Annotated in this window: 12 protein-coding genes and 1 pseudogene; 8 read left to right on the forward strand and 5 right to left on the reverse strand. The window is 73.7% G+C overall.

The features are described 5' to 3' along the window. Nucleotides 1–418, forward strand: a 418-nt coding sequence (locus EEJ42_RS40605; protein ID WP_184503505.1) for a sigma-70 family RNA polymerase sigma factor family protein, incomplete at its 5' end; no start/stop codon positions are given. Between the two features lie 184 nt (nucleotides 419–602). Here EEJ42_RS40605 and EEJ42_RS40610 read toward each other — a convergent pair. The 3 genes from EEJ42_RS40610 to EEJ42_RS40620 all read right to left on the reverse strand — a co-directional run bounded on the left by EEJ42_RS40610 (nucleotide 603) and on the right by EEJ42_RS40620 (nucleotide 3748). Next, a complete protein-coding gene (locus tag EEJ42_RS40610; protein WP_123107161.1) occupies nucleotides 603–1502 on the reverse strand; it encodes an HpcH/HpaI aldolase/citrate lyase family protein in 900 nt (299 codons plus the stop codon). After that, nucleotides 1492–2703 (reverse strand): CaiB/BaiF CoA transferase family protein, encoded by a 1212-nt coding sequence (locus EEJ42_RS40615; RefSeq protein ID WP_123107162.1) that lies wholly within the window; start codon nucleotides 2701–2703, stop codon nucleotides 1492–1494. The genes EEJ42_RS40610 and EEJ42_RS40615 overlap by 11 nt, the downstream gene beginning before the upstream one ends. 100 nt (nucleotides 2704–2803) lie before the next feature. Continuing rightward, complete coding sequence (locus EEJ42_RS40620) at nucleotides 2804–3748, reverse strand: LysR family transcriptional regulator (protein ID WP_123107163.1); 945 nt, start codon at nucleotides 3746–3748, stop codon at nucleotides 2804–2806. Nucleotides 3749–3892: 144 nt separating this feature from the next. On the opposite strand from EEJ42_RS40620, the gene EEJ42_RS40625 reads away from it, so the two are divergent. Both EEJ42_RS40625 and EEJ42_RS40630 read left to right on the forward strand, forming a co-directional pair. Next, entirely contained in the window at nucleotides 3893–5209 is a 1317-nt protein-coding gene (locus EEJ42_RS40625) for a CitMHS family transporter (RefSeq protein ID WP_184503506.1), read from the forward strand. Nucleotides 5210–5343: 134 nt separating this feature from the next. Next, nucleotides 5344–7422, forward strand: coding sequence for a 3-hydroxybutyrate oligomer hydrolase family protein (locus EEJ42_RS40630; RefSeq protein ID WP_123107165.1), 2079 nt, complete (start codon nucleotides 5344–5346; stop codon nucleotides 7420–7422). A 29-nt stretch (nucleotides 7423–7451) separates the two neighbouring features. On the opposite strand, the gene EEJ42_RS40635 is transcribed toward EEJ42_RS40630, so the two are convergent. Further along, nucleotides 7452–7748: an antibiotic biosynthesis monooxygenase family protein gene (locus EEJ42_RS40635; RefSeq protein ID WP_123107166.1), complete on the reverse strand. Its 297-nt coding sequence runs from the start codon at nucleotides 7746–7748 to the stop codon at nucleotides 7452–7454. A 147-nt stretch (nucleotides 7749–7895) separates the two neighbouring features. Here EEJ42_RS40635 and EEJ42_RS40640 point away from each other — a divergent pair, with 147 nt between their 5' ends. The 3 genes from EEJ42_RS40640 (at nucleotide 7896) to EEJ42_RS40650 (ending at nucleotide 11129) form a co-directional block, all read left to right on the forward strand. Beyond that, nucleotides 7896–9083 (forward strand): sensor histidine kinase, encoded by a 1188-nt coding sequence (locus EEJ42_RS40640; protein WP_123107169.1) that lies wholly within the window; start codon nucleotides 7896–7898, stop codon nucleotides 9081–9083. Continuing rightward, on the forward strand, nucleotides 9080–9790 hold the full coding sequence (locus tag EEJ42_RS40645; RefSeq protein ID WP_123107167.1) for a response regulator: 711 nt from the start codon (nucleotides 9080–9082) through the stop codon (nucleotides 9788–9790). The genes EEJ42_RS40640 and EEJ42_RS40645 overlap by 4 nt, the downstream gene beginning before the upstream one ends. 97 nt (nucleotides 9791–9887) lie before the next feature. Then, a complete protein-coding gene (locus EEJ42_RS40650; RefSeq protein ID WP_246097675.1) occupies nucleotides 9888–11129 on the forward strand; it encodes a serine hydrolase domain-containing protein in 1242 nt (413 codons plus the stop codon). On the opposite strand, the gene EEJ42_RS40655 is transcribed toward EEJ42_RS40650, so the two are convergent. Next, entirely contained in the window at nucleotides 11063–11494 is a 432-nt protein-coding gene (locus EEJ42_RS40655) for a MerR family transcriptional regulator (RefSeq protein ID WP_221179480.1), read from the reverse strand. The genes EEJ42_RS40650 and EEJ42_RS40655 overlap by 67 nt on opposite strands. A 52-nt stretch (nucleotides 11495–11546) precedes the next feature. Here EEJ42_RS40655 and EEJ42_RS40660 point away from each other — a divergent pair. Together EEJ42_RS40660 and EEJ42_RS40665 are read left to right on the forward strand one after the other, a co-directional pair. Further along, nucleotides 11547–12495: pseudogene (locus EEJ42_RS40660) on the forward strand (SDR family NAD(P)-dependent oxidoreductase). A 71-nt stretch (nucleotides 12496–12566) separates the two neighbouring features. After that, nucleotides 12567–13005 (forward strand): TetR/AcrR family transcriptional regulator (locus EEJ42_RS40665; RefSeq protein WP_148082197.1); only part of this gene is annotated, 439 nt, incomplete at its 3' end.

The following is a 13005-nucleotide window of genomic DNA, read 5'->3' on the forward strand; positions in this document are numbered from 1 at the left end:
CCGCCGCCGGGTCCGGGGCGCGGCGCCCGTCCCCGACCCGGACCTGGCCCGGCAGCGCGCGGTGGTCGACGCCTTCCTCGCCGCCGCCCGCGACGGCGACTTCGACGGGCTCATCGCCCTCCTCGCCCCGGACGTCGTGCTGCGCGCCGACCAGGGCGCCGCCGCCCCGCTCGGGTACCGCGAGGTGCGCGGCGCGGAGAGCGTGGCGAACCAGGCGCTCACCTTCGCCCGCTCCGGCGGCGAGGATGCCGTCCCCCGGCCGGTGCTGGTCAACGGAGCCGTCGGGGTGGTCGGGACCCGCGGGGGCAGGCCCGCCTCGGTGCTGGGCTTCACGGTCACGGACGGGAAGATCGCCGCGATCGACATCCTCGCCGACCCCGACCGGCTGGCCCGGCTCGACCTGACGGTGCTGGATTGAGGGGGCCGGGGTGCCCCCCCGTTCGGCCCTGCCGGGAGTACGCCACGTCGGTGCCCGCCTCGGGAGGGCTGCGGTGTCCGTCGTAGCGCAGGCCACGGCAGCGTGGCGACGGCCGCGTACGCGTGGACCGGTACGTCGGGCAGGCCCACCGGCGTGGCAGCATCCGGAAGACGGCCGAGGTACCTCACCGGCCACCCTGCTGGGCGAGCGTGTGGCGCGCCGTGGCCGCCATCGCCTCGTCCACCATCCGCCCCTCGAACCGCACGGCCCCGGCCCCCCGCGCCTGGGCCTCCTCCACCGCCGCGATCAGCCGCGCGCACCGGGCCAGTTCGTCCGGGCCGGGGGAGAACGCCGCGTTGACGACCGGCACATGGGACGGGTGGATCACTGCCATCCCCTCGTACCCCAGGGCGCGGTTCTGCCCGGCGAAGCGGCGCAGTCCCTCGAGGTCCGCGATGTCGGTCCAGAGCCCGGCCACCGGGTGGGGGCAGTCCGCGGCGCGGGCGTCGAGCAGGACCCGGGCGCGCAGGTCGCGCGTCTCGTCGCCGTCCGGGCTCCAGCGGTAGCCCACGGCGCGTTCCACGTCCCCGCCGGGGCCGGTGAGCGCGCCCAGGTGGGCGACGCGGTCGGCGGCGCGGCCGATGGCGTACGCTTCGCGCAGCCCGCGCGCCGTCTCCAGCAGGGGTACGAGCGCGAAGTGGCCGTCGGGCAGCCCGTGGTGGCGCTCGCACCACGCGAGCATCCGGTCGGCGGCGCGTACGTCGTCGGCGTGGGCGACCTTGGGCAGCACGATGCCGTAGAGGCCGGGGCGGGCCACGGCGCGCAGTTCGTCGGCGGCCTGCCAGCCCGCCGCGCGGTCGAGCGCGTTGATACGGATGAACAGCCGCATGCGCGACGTCGCCCGGTCCACGGCGCGGGTCACGGCGTCGAGCGCCGCCGCTTTGCCGTCGTCGGGGACCGCGTCCTCCAGGTCGAGGATCGCGGCGTCGGCGCCCGCAGCCTCGGCCTTGGCCAGCCAGTCGGTTCTGCTGCCCGGGACGAAGAGCAGGGAGCGCAGCGGGACGCGGCCCGGTTCAGATGACATCGTCGTCCTCCAGCCGCGCCAGCCGCTTGTCGCCGATGCCGAGCCACTCCCCGTAGACCAGGGCGTTGTCCTCGCCGAGCGCCGGGCCGGTGCGCCACACCGCGCCGGGAGTTCGGCGGAAGTGCGGGATGACCGCCTGCATCCGGACCGGGCCGAGGTCGGGGTCGTCGACGGTGATGATGTCCTCGCGCTCGGCGTAGACGGGGTCGGCCGCGATGTCGGCGGCGGTGAAGACGCGGGAGGCCACCACCTCGGCGCGTTCGAACTCCTCCAGGCAGACGGCCGAGGGGCGCCCGGCGATCCACTCGCGCAGCGCCGCGTCGAGCCGGTCGCGGCCCGCGTGCTGCTGCTCGACGGTGGTGAATTCGGCGTCGGGCAGGCCGAGGAGCCGTACGACGTTGCGCACCGAGCGGGTGGTGGCGGAGGTGACGGTGAGCCAGTCGCCGTCGCCGCTGCGGTAGGTGTTGATGACGGCGGCGGGCGCGACCGCGAGCTGGTTGCCCGCCCGCTCGGGGGCCGTACCGAGCTGGTCGTAGGCGATGATCTGCCACTCCACGAGGCGGTAGAGGGGTTCGAAGAGGGCCAGGTCGATCCACTCGCCGTCGAAGTCCGGGTCGGTGTTGCGGCGGTGCAGCGCGGCGAGCACCGCGAACGCGCCCATCAGGCCGGTGACGGCGTCGCCGTGCGAGAAGCCGGTGTGCACGGGCGGGCCGTCCGGGAAACCGGTGAGGTGGACGACCCCGCTGCGGGCCTCGCCCATCTTGCCGAAGCCGGGGGCGTCCGCGCGGGAGGAGGTGGCGCCGAAGCCGGAGATCTGGAGCAGGATGGCCCGGGGGTTGAGGGCGTGGACGGCCTCCCAGTCCAGCCCCCAGGCGCGCAGCCGCCCGGCACGCAGCGTCACGATGACCACATCGGCCCAGGCGACCAGTTCGCGGGCGACTTCCCGGCCCGACTCGTGGTGCAGGTCGAGCGTCACGGAACGCTTGTTGCGGCCCGCGACCTTGAACCAGAGCGGGACCCCGTCCCGGCGGGGCCCCATGGCCCGGGCGGCGTCCCCGTCACCGGGCGGCTCGACGTGTACGACGTCGGCGCCCTGGTCGGCGAGCATGCCCCCGGCGAGCGGGCCCGCCACGACGTGGGCGAACTCCACCACCTTGAGCCCCGCGAGCTGTCCCTGCCGTGTGCTGGTGTGGTCCTCCATGCGGTTCAGGCTGCGGGGTGGGGGATATGCGGGTCCAGCATTGAACGAACATCAATTCATGCGGATATCGCAAAGGAAGGCCAAGGTGAACGCGGCCCGGTCAGCCCGCGTCCGTCTCCTCCCACGCCACGCCCTCCGGGAGCCGGTGGCCCGCCGCCCGGAACGCCTCCAGCTCCTCCAGGAAGCGCCCCGCGCCCGGCGGGAGCGCCCGGTGTGCCGGGAGGACCACGTACAGGCGGCGTTCCAGCACCGGCGCGACCAGCGGGCGGCGGACCAGGGGGCCCGGCGGCATCAGGGGGTGGACCAGCGCGGGGAGGGCGGAGACGCCGAGGCCCGCCGCCACCAGACCGCCCACCGTGGCCACGCTCGACGCCTCGGCCGCCGGGGCGGCGTCCCGGCCCGCCCGGGCGAAGGCGGCGTCCGTCATGCGGCGGACGCTGGAGTCCGTACCGACCGCGAGGAACGGTTCGCGGCCGAGCTGCTCCCAGGTGACCTCGTCCCGCTCGGCGAGCGGATGGTGTTCGGGGAGGACCGCGTGGAAGCGGTCGCGCACCAGGGGGCGCAGCCGGATGCCGCCGGTCGCCTGGTGGCGGGGGACCGTGCTCACGGCGAAGTCGGCGTCGCCGTCCACGACCCGCTGGAGCACCGAGCGTTCCAGTCCGTCCAGGAGCCGTACGGTCATCTCGGGGCGCCGGGCGCGGAAGGCGGAGATGACCGGGGGCAGGAGGACGGCCGCCACCGAGGGGAGGGTGGCCAGCGACACGGCGCCGCGCTCGCCCGCCACATAGCGGCCCAGCTGCGCGAGGCCCGCCCGGTGCGCGGCGAGGATCTGGTCGGCGATGCGCAGCGCCTCCGCCCCGGCCGGGGTGAGTTCGACGTTGCGGGTGTCGCGCTCCAGCAGCCGCATGCCGAGCGTGCGTTCCAGATCGGCGACCGCGCGGCTCAAGGAGGACTGGGACACGTGCAGTTCGGCGGCCGCCGCGGTGAAGCTGACCGCGCGGGCGACCGCGGTGTACGCCGTGAGTTGGCGCAGGGTGACGTCCATGGTCGGCGAGCGTATGCGCGACCGCCGCCCGGGGGAACTGTTGCGCAGAACGCATGGATAGATCTGTGTTCGATGCTGGACGCGGATCTTTCGCCGCTCCGACACTCTTCGGCAACACCTGACCGGACGAGGAAGCGAGCGGCCATGCTGGCAGCCCTGGGATTCTGTACGATCGGCGGCTTCCTGCTGCTCACCATGTTCAAACGGGTCTCGGTGCTCGTCGCCCTCGTGCTGACGCCGGTGGTCACCGCGGTCATCGGCGGTTACGGGGACGACCTCGGCCCGATGGCGCTCGACGGGCTGTCCCAGGTCGCCCCCACCGGCATCATGATCGCCTTCGCGGTGCTCTACTTCAGCCTGATGATCGACGCGGGGCTCTTCGAGCCGCTGATCCGCGCCATCCTGCGCATCGCGAAGAACGACCCGCTGCGCGTCACGGTCGGCACGGCCGTCCTCACCATGTGCGTCGGGCTCGACGGCGACGGCGCCTCGACCTTCCTCATCTCCATCTCCGCCCTGCTGCCCGTCTACCGGCGGCTCGGCATGAGCCGGCTCGTGCTCGCCGGGGTCGTCGCCCTCGGCGCGGGCGTGATGAACATGATCCCGTGGGGCGGCCCGACCGCGCGGGCCGCCGCCACCCTCAAGCTCGAAACCTCGGACATCATCACCCCGCTGCTGCCCGCCTTCGCAGCGGGCATCGCCTGGGTGCTGCTCGCGTCGTACGCCATCGGCCGCCGGGAGCGCACCCGCCTCGGTGGTGCGGTCACGGCCGAGCCCGAACCGGCCCCGGCGGCGGCCGTCGGCGACGGCCCCGGTACGCCGCTGGTGGCCCGGCGGGCCGGCACCGCGCTCACCGTCTTCAACCTGCTGCTCACCCTGGCCCTGCTGACCGGTCTGGTGCTGGAGGTCATGCCGCTGCCGGTGCTGTTCGTGCTCGCCTTCGCCATCGCGCTGCTCGTCAACTACCCGCGCTGGGAGGACCAGCAGGCCCTGCTGGAGAAGCACGGCAACAGCGTCGTCCTCGTCACCACCATGATCTTCGCCGCCGGTGTGTTCACCGGCATCCTCACCGGCACCGGCATGATCGGGAAGATGGCCCACGCGATCGTCGAGGTCATCCCCGACAGCCTCGGCGGGCATCTGCCCGCGCTGGTCGCCGTCACCAGCATGCCGCTCAGCCTCGTCTTCACCCCCGACGCCTACTACTTCGGCATCCTGCCCGTGCTCGCCGGAACCGCCGACTCCTTCGGCACCGACCCCGCCGAGGTCGCCCGCGCCGCCGTCCTCGGCCAGATGACCACCGGCTTCCCGCTCTCCCCGCTCACCGCCGCGACGTTCATCCTGCTCGGCATGAGCGGTGTGCAGCTCGGCGAGCACCAGCGGTTCATCTTCGGCTGGGCGTTCGGCACGACGCTGGTGATGACCGCGGTCGCCATGGTGACGGGCGCCGTGCCGCTGTGACCCCGCGCGCCGTTCGTAACGCCGCCGTACCGCCGTGCCGAAGCACCGTTCGTACCGCCGTGCCGCCGTGCCGCCGTGCCGCCGTGCCGACGCGCCGTCCGTGACGCCGTGCCGCCCCGAGGAGGAGCCCCGCGATGCCATCCGTACGCCGTACGTCCGCGAGTCTGCTGACCGTCGCCCTGACCGCGGCGTCCCTCACACCCGCCGCCGCGGCGGCGGAGGCACCGCCGCCTCCCGGGTTCCACCACCTCACCTCCGTCCACTACGACGGCGAGGGCGACGATCTGCTCACCGCCGGGCTCGGCTTCGACGGACTGCGCGGCCCGCTGCCCGTCCCCGCCGACCCCGATCGGCCCACCGCCGCCGAACTGCGCCGCCAGGCCATCTGGGCGTCCGCCGGAATGGCGGCCGGGTCCGGCGGCGGACTCGGGCGGCTGTACGGGGCCAACGTCGACCGGGGGCGCCCGTTGCCGGGCGACGGCCGGATCGCGGGCACCGAGTACCGGGCGGTGGTGGGGCGCGGCGCGGACAGCGTGAGCTTCGTCGTCCAGGTGCCGGACACCTTCGACCGCGCCCGGCCCTGCGTGGTGGCCGCGCCCGCGACCGGACTCGGCGGCGTCTACAGCATGGTCGGCACGGCCGGGGCCTGGGGACTGCACCGCCGGTGCGCCGTGGCCTACACCGACAAGGGCATGGGCCCGGCCTTCGACGATCTGCACTCCGGCACGGTCATGGCCTACGACGGTACGACCGGACCGCGTACGGGGCTCGGCGACCGCAGCGCCTTCGACGCCGGGCTGACCGACGCCGCGCGGGCCCGATTCGACGCGGCGCGCCCGTATCGCGTGGCGTACAAGATGGCGCACTCCCGGACCGACCCGCAGGCCACCTGGGGGCGCGACGTGCTGCGCTCGGTGCGGCTCGCGCTCGCCGTGCTGAACCGCGACCGGCGCGGCGGCGCGCCCCACGGCGGCTACACCGCCGCCACCACCACGGTCCTGGCCACCGGCGTCTCCAACGGCGGCGGCGCGGCCGTCGCCGCGGGCGAGGACGACCGTACGGGGCTCGTCGACGCCGTCGTCGCCTCCGAACCGCAGATGAACCTCGCCCCGCTGAACGGCATCCGGGTGCGCCAGGGCGGGCGCCCCGTCCCCGCCGCGGGGCTGCCGCTGATCCGGTACAACTCCCTGGCCTCGCTGCTCCAGCCGTGCGCCGCGCTCACCGAGCCGTCCGCGCCGGGCTACGCCACCCTGGACGTCCCCGCCGCGCGCCGCCGGTGCGCGGCGCTGGTCGGCGACGACCCCCGGCTCATCACGCGCCGCGACGCGGAGCGGGCGGGGGAGGGCGGTCTGCCGCGGCTCGCGGCGCGGGCCCTCGTACGCGCCGGATTCCAGCCGCAGTCCGGGTACTTGCAGCTCTCGCACTACGATCCGCAGACCCCCGCCTCGTACGCGATGAGCTACGCCCGGGCCTCGGTGGACGACGCGCTGTGCGGCTACGGATGGGCGCGGACCGACGACTCCGGCACCCCGGTGCCCTACCGCCGCTCCGAACTGGCCGCCGCCTTCGGCACCAGCCCCGGACGGGCGCCCGTCCCGGGGGTGCTGATCGACGAGAACGCACCCGGCGGGCCCGTCGCCGACAGCAAGTCCCGTGGCGCGGACGGCCGTCACGAGTACAACCTGCGCGGCGAGCGCTGTGTGTACCGGCTCGCCTATCCGCAACGCGGTTCGGCGGGTGCCGAACGGACGTGGGCGGCGCGGCTGGCCGCCGGGCTGGACGCCACGCGCCGCAGCGGCGACCTGCACGGCAAACCGGCGCTCATCGTGCACGGCCGGGACGACACGAGGGTGCCCGTGAACCACAGCTCACGGCCGTACCTGGGCCTCAACGGACGGGCCCAGCAGGGGAATTCCACGGTCAGCTACGTCGAGGTCGCCCACGCCCACCACAGCGACGCGCAGACGCCGGGCCTGGACACCCGGTACGTACCGCTCGGGTACTACTACCAGCAGGCGCTGGATGTGATGTGGCAGCGGTTGCGGGGGCCGGGCGGCGCACTGCCGCCCAGCCAGGTGGTGCGGACGGTACCCAGGGGCGGTGAGCCGGGGCACGCCCCCGAGCTGACGCAGGCCAACGTGCCCCCGATCGCGGCCGATCCGGCGGCCGCGGACCGGGTGCGGGTGGTGCGGGGGACCGTACGCGTGCCGTAGGGCCCCCTGCGCGATCCCGGCCGTCGGCGTCAGGGGGCGAGGACGGAGTACACGTGCTCGACCTGCGGCGGAGCGGCGAAGTGCGGCCCGGCGAGGGCGCGCCACCGGGTGAAGCCCTCGGAGCCGCGGAAGGTGACGGTGTGGTGCTCCAGCGTTTCCCACTGGACGATGAGCCGGTAGCGCGTGGGGTGCTCGACGCTGCGGCGCAGGTCGATGCCGTGGCAGCCGTCGGCCGCGAGGAAGAGGGGCCGTGCCTCGGCGACGGCCTGCTCGAAGTCCTCCTCCTGGCCGGGGAGGATCTCGATCTGGGCGATTTCGGTGATCACGCTGGTGGCTCCTGCCGTTCGACGAGGGGGCGGGTGGCGCCCGATGAAGCGTAGATCGTTTGCCCTCCCCGCCGCGCAACCTCCCGCGGGTAATCTGACGCGTCAGCATCGCTCGCCGCCGAAACCGCGAAAGGGCACTTCGAGGTGATCGACATACCGGAGCACTTACGGGGATGGTGGGCGCGCGGCCGGGCGTTGGCGGCGGCCCATCCGCCGGCCGTCGACATCGGGGTCGCGCTCCTGATCCAGGCGGCGATGACGATGCCGTTCGTGGTGCCGCGCCCGGACGGGGGCGCACCGGCGACCTGGCCCGCCTACGGGCTGACCACGCTCACCGTGATCCCCCTGGTCTGGCGTCGACGGGCTCCCCTCGCCGTCCTGTTCGCGATCCTGGCGACCAGCGCGCTGTACAAGCTGGCGCTGGAAGGGCCCGGGCAACCGCTGCCGTACACCGGGCTCGTCATCGTCTACACGATCGCCGTTCTCTCACCGCCGTGGAAGCGGCTGGTCACCGGGGGCCTGGCGCTGGTCACCGTGCCGTTGTCGGTCTGGCTCAACACCCGGACGGCACGTGAACTCACCTTCTCCTTCTTCGTGTTCGCGGCGGCCTATGTCCTCGGGCGGCTGACCGCAGCCCGGCAGCGGGCCCACCGGGTCGAGGCCGAACAGGCCGCCGCGCGGGAACGGGCCCGGATCGCACGGGAGATGCACGACATCCTCTCCCACGCGGTGAGCCTGATGATCGTGCAGGCCGAGGCGGGTCCGGTGGCGGTGCGTACGGCTCCGGAGCGGGCGGAGGCCGCCTTCGACGCCATCTCCGAGACGGGCCGCGATGCCATGGCGCAGCTGCGGCGCATGCTGGGCGTGCTGCGCGAGGACGGCGAGCCGGGCGGCGCCCCGCGCGCACCGCAACCGGGCCTGGCCGGTCTGCCCGAGCTCCTCGACCGGGTGCGGACCAGCGGCCTCGATGTCGTCTACGGAACGGCGGGGCCCGTGCGACCGCTGACGGACGCGACCGGGGCGACGGTCTTCCGTATCGTCCAGGAGGCCCTGACGAACACGGTCAGGCACGCGGACGCCCGCACCGTCTCGGTACACCTCACCTACACGGAGCGGGAGGTGGACATCCGGGTGACGGACGACGGACGCGGCCCCCGGTCCGGTCCCGGCGTCGGCCACGGCCTCGTCGGGGTCCGCGAGCGGGCGGCGGCCCACGGCGGTACGGCGGTCACCGGGCCGGGCCCGGACGGCCGGGGCTTCGAGGTGCGGGTGCGCATCCCCGTACCGTCCACGGCGGAGGCGGCGGAGGTCGCACAGGCGGAGGTGGCGCGGTGAGCATCCGGGTGGTGGTGGCCGATGACCAGGAGCTGGTGCGCAGCGGCTTCTCGATGATCCTGGACGCCCAGCCGGACATCGAGGTGGTCGCGGAGGCGGGCGACGGGGCCGAGGCGGTCGAGGCGGTACGGCGGCACACGCCCGATGTGGTGCTGCTCGACATCCGGATGCCGGGCATGGACGGCATCGCGGCCTGCCGCGAGATCAGCGCGGACGGCGCCTGCCGGACGGTGATGCTGACGACCTTCGACTCGGACGAGTACGTGTACGACGCGCTGCACGCGGGCGCGAGCGGCTTCCTGCTGAAGGACGTGCGCCGGGACGATCTGGTGCACGCGGTACGGGTGGTGGCGCGGGGCGACTCGCTGCTCGCGCCGTCCGTGGCCCGCCGCCTGGTCGAGCAGTACACCCGCCCGGCCGCCCGGTCACGGCGGCCCGATCCCCGCCTGGACGCGCTGACCGGGCGGGAGCGGGAGACGCTGCTGCTGCTCGCGCGGGGCCTGTCGAACGCCGAGATCGCGGCGGAGCTGGTCGTCAGTGACCACACGGTGAAGACGCATGTCGGCAATGTCCTCGCCAAGCTGGGTCTGCGGGACCGGATCCAGGCGGTGATCTGCGCGTACGAAACGGGCCTGGTCACGGCCGGAGATCCGCCGCCCGGGGGAGCGTCCGGGACCGGAACCTCCCCCGCGTCGGCGAGGAAGTGACCCGGCGGATCCCGCCGGTGCGGGCGATCCGCGATCGGGCCGCCGGTCAGCAGGATGGAGCCATCGAGAACCACGGCACCCACCCATGGAGTTGACCATGCAGAGCACCACCCGCACGCTGCTGGCCGCCGCGCTCGTCGTCGGCACCGCCGTCGGACCGGCGGCCCTCCCGGCCGTCGCGTCCGCCCCGCCCTCCGCGGTCTCGGCGCGGCCCGCGGACCCCACGGTCCCCGCCCTGGAGGCCGCCATCGCGACGCTGTCGGACGCGACGGCCGCGCTGGTCAGGGTCGGCGGCACCGAGGGGGTCTGGCGCGGCAGTTCGGGCGTGCACGACCTGAGGACCAACCGGCCCGCCGATCCGGCCGCCCGCTTCCGCGCCGGTTCCGTGACCAAGGTCTTCACGGCGGCCGTCGCCCTGCAACTGGTCGCCGAGGGCAGACTGGACCTGAACCGCAGCGCCCGCTCCTACCTGCCGGAGCTGATCCCCGCGTCGTACAAGAAGGTCACCGTCCGGGAGCTGCTCAACCACACGCATGGCATCCCGGCCCCCGACTTCCCCGGGGACACGGTCGAGGAGGTGTACGCGGACCGCTTCCGGATCTATGACCCGAAGGACATGGTCCGCTCGGCGACGGCGAAGAAGCGCGAGTTCGCGCCGGGCACGAAGCAGCACTACCTGAACATCGGCTACACGATCGCCGGTCTGCTGATCGAACGTGTCACGGGCGACTCGTACGAGCACCAGGTGGCCCGCCGGATCCTGACCCCGCTCGGGCTGCGCGACACGTACTCACCCGGGGCGGATCCGCGCATCGTCGGCCCGCACAACCACGGCTACCAGACGATGAGGCTGGACGACGGCACCACCGGCCTGCGCGACGTTTCGGTGTGGGGAGCGACGGACGGCTGGGCGGCCGGGGACATCATCTCGACCACGGCGGACCTGGAGCGGTTCACGAAGGCCCTGTTCCGGGGCCGGGTGGTGCGCGGCCCGCTGCTGCGGGAGATGTTCACGCTGCCGAAGGTGAAGGACTTCAAGAGCGGTGCCCCGGCCGCCTACTCCGTCGGCCTCTCGATGCAGAAGCTGGGCGGCCGCGAAGTGTGGGGGAAGACCGGCGGCCGCTGGGGCTACAACACGGCCATCGCCTCCACTCGTAACGGCTCCCGCACCCTCGTCTACAGCGTCAACTCCACGGACGCCAAAGGGCAGGACATGAACGAGGTGGCCATGAACATCATGGTGGCCGCCTATGGCAAGCCCGAGTCGCCGCGTCAGTCGTCGGACGGCATCGGGGACCACACCCCGGCGGCGGTCCCTTCGCGGACGTGGCGTTCGTAGACGCTCACCTTGGCGTGGATGACCTCCAGGCAGGCGCCGAGTTCGTCGATCCTGGCCCGTACGTTCTCCTCGTGCTCACGGAGCAGTGCGAGCCGGTGGGGCTCATTGCCCGGACCGTGGCGGACCAGTTCGGCGAACCTGCGGATCGTCGCGATCGGCATGCCGGAGGCGCGCAGCCGGTCGCACAGCGCGAGCCAGTCCACGTCCGCCTGTGCGTAGACGCGCTGCCCGCCGCCGGTACGGGGGATCTCCCGCAGGAACAGCCCCTCGCGCTCGAAGAACCGCAGCGCGTGCACGCTCATCCCGGTCGCCTCGGAGACCTTGCCGATGCTCAGGCCGTCGTCGTTCATCGGGGAACCGCTCATCGGGGAACCGTACCTTGACCTAGCGCGCGGTCTAGGTTTTAGCGTCCTCCGCATGATCACGAAACAGCGGAAGCTCCCCTCCGGATTCGGCGCCCACAGCACCGCCGACGACGTTCTCGCCGGGGTCGACCTGACCGGCGCCACGGCCCTGGTCACCGGCGGATACTCCGGGCTCGGACTGGAGACCACCCGCGCCCTGGCCCGCGCCGGGGCGCGCGTCATCGTCCCGGCGCGGCGGCCCGATACTGCGGGGGAAGCCCTGGCGGGCACACCCGGGGTGGAGGTCGGCGCGCTCGACCTGGGCGACCTGGAGAGCGTGCGCGCCTTCTCCGACCGCTTCCTCGACACCGGCCGCACGCTCGACATCGTCATCAACGGCGCCGGTGTGATGGCGTGTCCGGAAACCCGCGTCGGCCCGGGCTGGGAGGCCCACTTCGCCATCAATCACCTCGGGCACTTCGCGCTCGTGGGCCGCCTCCGCCCCGCTCTCGCCCCCGGCGCCCGCGTGGTGGCGGTGGCGTCGTCCGGCCACTTCCTGAGCGACATCCGCTGGCAGGACCCGCACTTCCGCACCGGCTACGACCGCTGGCTCGCCTACGCCCAGTCCAAGACCGCCAACGCCCTGTTCGCCCTGCACCTCGACCGCCTCGGCGCCGACACCGGCCTGCACGCCTTCGCCGTGCACCCCGGCAGCATCCTCACCCCGCTCCAGCGCCACATCCCGCGCGAGGAGTGGTCCGGGCTGGGCTGGGTGACGCCGGACGGCCAGCCCGCCGACGGCTTCAAGACGCCGCGGCAGGGTGCGGCGACGGCCGTCTGGGCCGCGACCTCGCCGCTGCTCGACGGCCACGGGGGTGTGTACTGCCAGGACTGCGACATCGCCGAGGCGGCCGCCACCGACGACATGCTCATCGGCGGGGTGAAGCCCTGGGCCACCGACCCCCACGCCGCCTCGCGCCTGTGGGATCTGTCCAGAACTCACTGGAGTGAACGCGTTCTGAGGTGCACAGGGGAAGCGGAGTGAGTGCTCACTCATTGACGGAGTGAGCACTCACTCCGTACTCTTCGAGACATGACCGATACTTCTCCCACGCCACCCCGGCGCCGCGCGCCCGCCATGGACCCCGATCAGCGCCGCAAGATGATCGTCGCCGCGGCGCTTCCCCTGGTCGTCGAATACGGCGCCGCCGTGACCACCGCGAAGATCGCACGGGCCGCGGGCATCGGGGAGGGCACGATCTTCCGTGTCTTCCCCGACAAGGACACCCTGCTCGCCGCCTGCGTTGCCGAGGCCACGCGCCCCGACGACGCCGTCGCCCACCTCGAGGCGATCGATCTGGACCAGCCGCTCACGGCCCGGCTCACCGAGGCGGCCGAAGTGATGCGCGGGCACATGACCCGTATCGGCGCCGTCGTCGGGGCCCTCGCCGCGACCGGCCGACTGGAGCGCAGGCCGCCCGGCGAGTCGGCCGGGGGCGGCGGGCTGCCGGACCGCGAAGCGGGGCTCGCCG

It is taken from the genome of Streptomyces botrytidirepellens (assembly GCF_003721215.1).
In the GTDB taxonomy this organism is placed as follows: Bacteria; Actinomycetota; Actinomycetes; order Streptomycetales; family Streptomycetaceae; genus Streptomyces; species Streptomyces himastatinicus.

What these genes read in the sequence shown, in the direction of transcription:
- EEJ42_RS40610 (WP_123107161.1), bottom strand. Translation starts at nt 1,502, where the DNA reads ATGTCATCTGAACCGGGCCGCGTCCCGCTGCGCTCCCTGCTCTTCGTC.
- EEJ42_RS40615 (WP_123107162.1), bottom strand. Translation starts at nt 2,703, where the DNA reads ATGGAGGACCACACCAGCACACGGCAGGGACAGCTCGCGGGGCTCAAG.
- EEJ42_RS40620 (WP_123107163.1), bottom strand. Translation starts at nt 3,748, where the DNA reads ATGGACGTCACCCTGCGCCAACTCACGGCGTACACCGCGGTCGCCCGC.
- EEJ42_RS40625 (WP_184503506.1), top strand. Translation starts at nt 3,893, where the DNA reads ATGCTGGCAGCCCTGGGATTCTGTACGATCGGCGGCTTCCTGCTGCTC.
- EEJ42_RS40630 (WP_123107165.1), top strand. Translation starts at nt 5,344, where the DNA reads ATGCCATCCGTACGCCGTACGTCCGCGAGTCTGCTGACCGTCGCCCTG.
- EEJ42_RS40650 (WP_246097675.1), top strand. Translation starts at nt 9,888, where the DNA reads ATGCAGAGCACCACCCGCACGCTGCTGGCCGCCGCGCTCGTCGTCGGC.
- EEJ42_RS40655 (WP_221179480.1), bottom strand. Translation starts at nt 11,494, where the DNA reads ATGAGCGGTTCCCCGATGAACGACGACGGCCTGAGCATCGGCAAGGTC.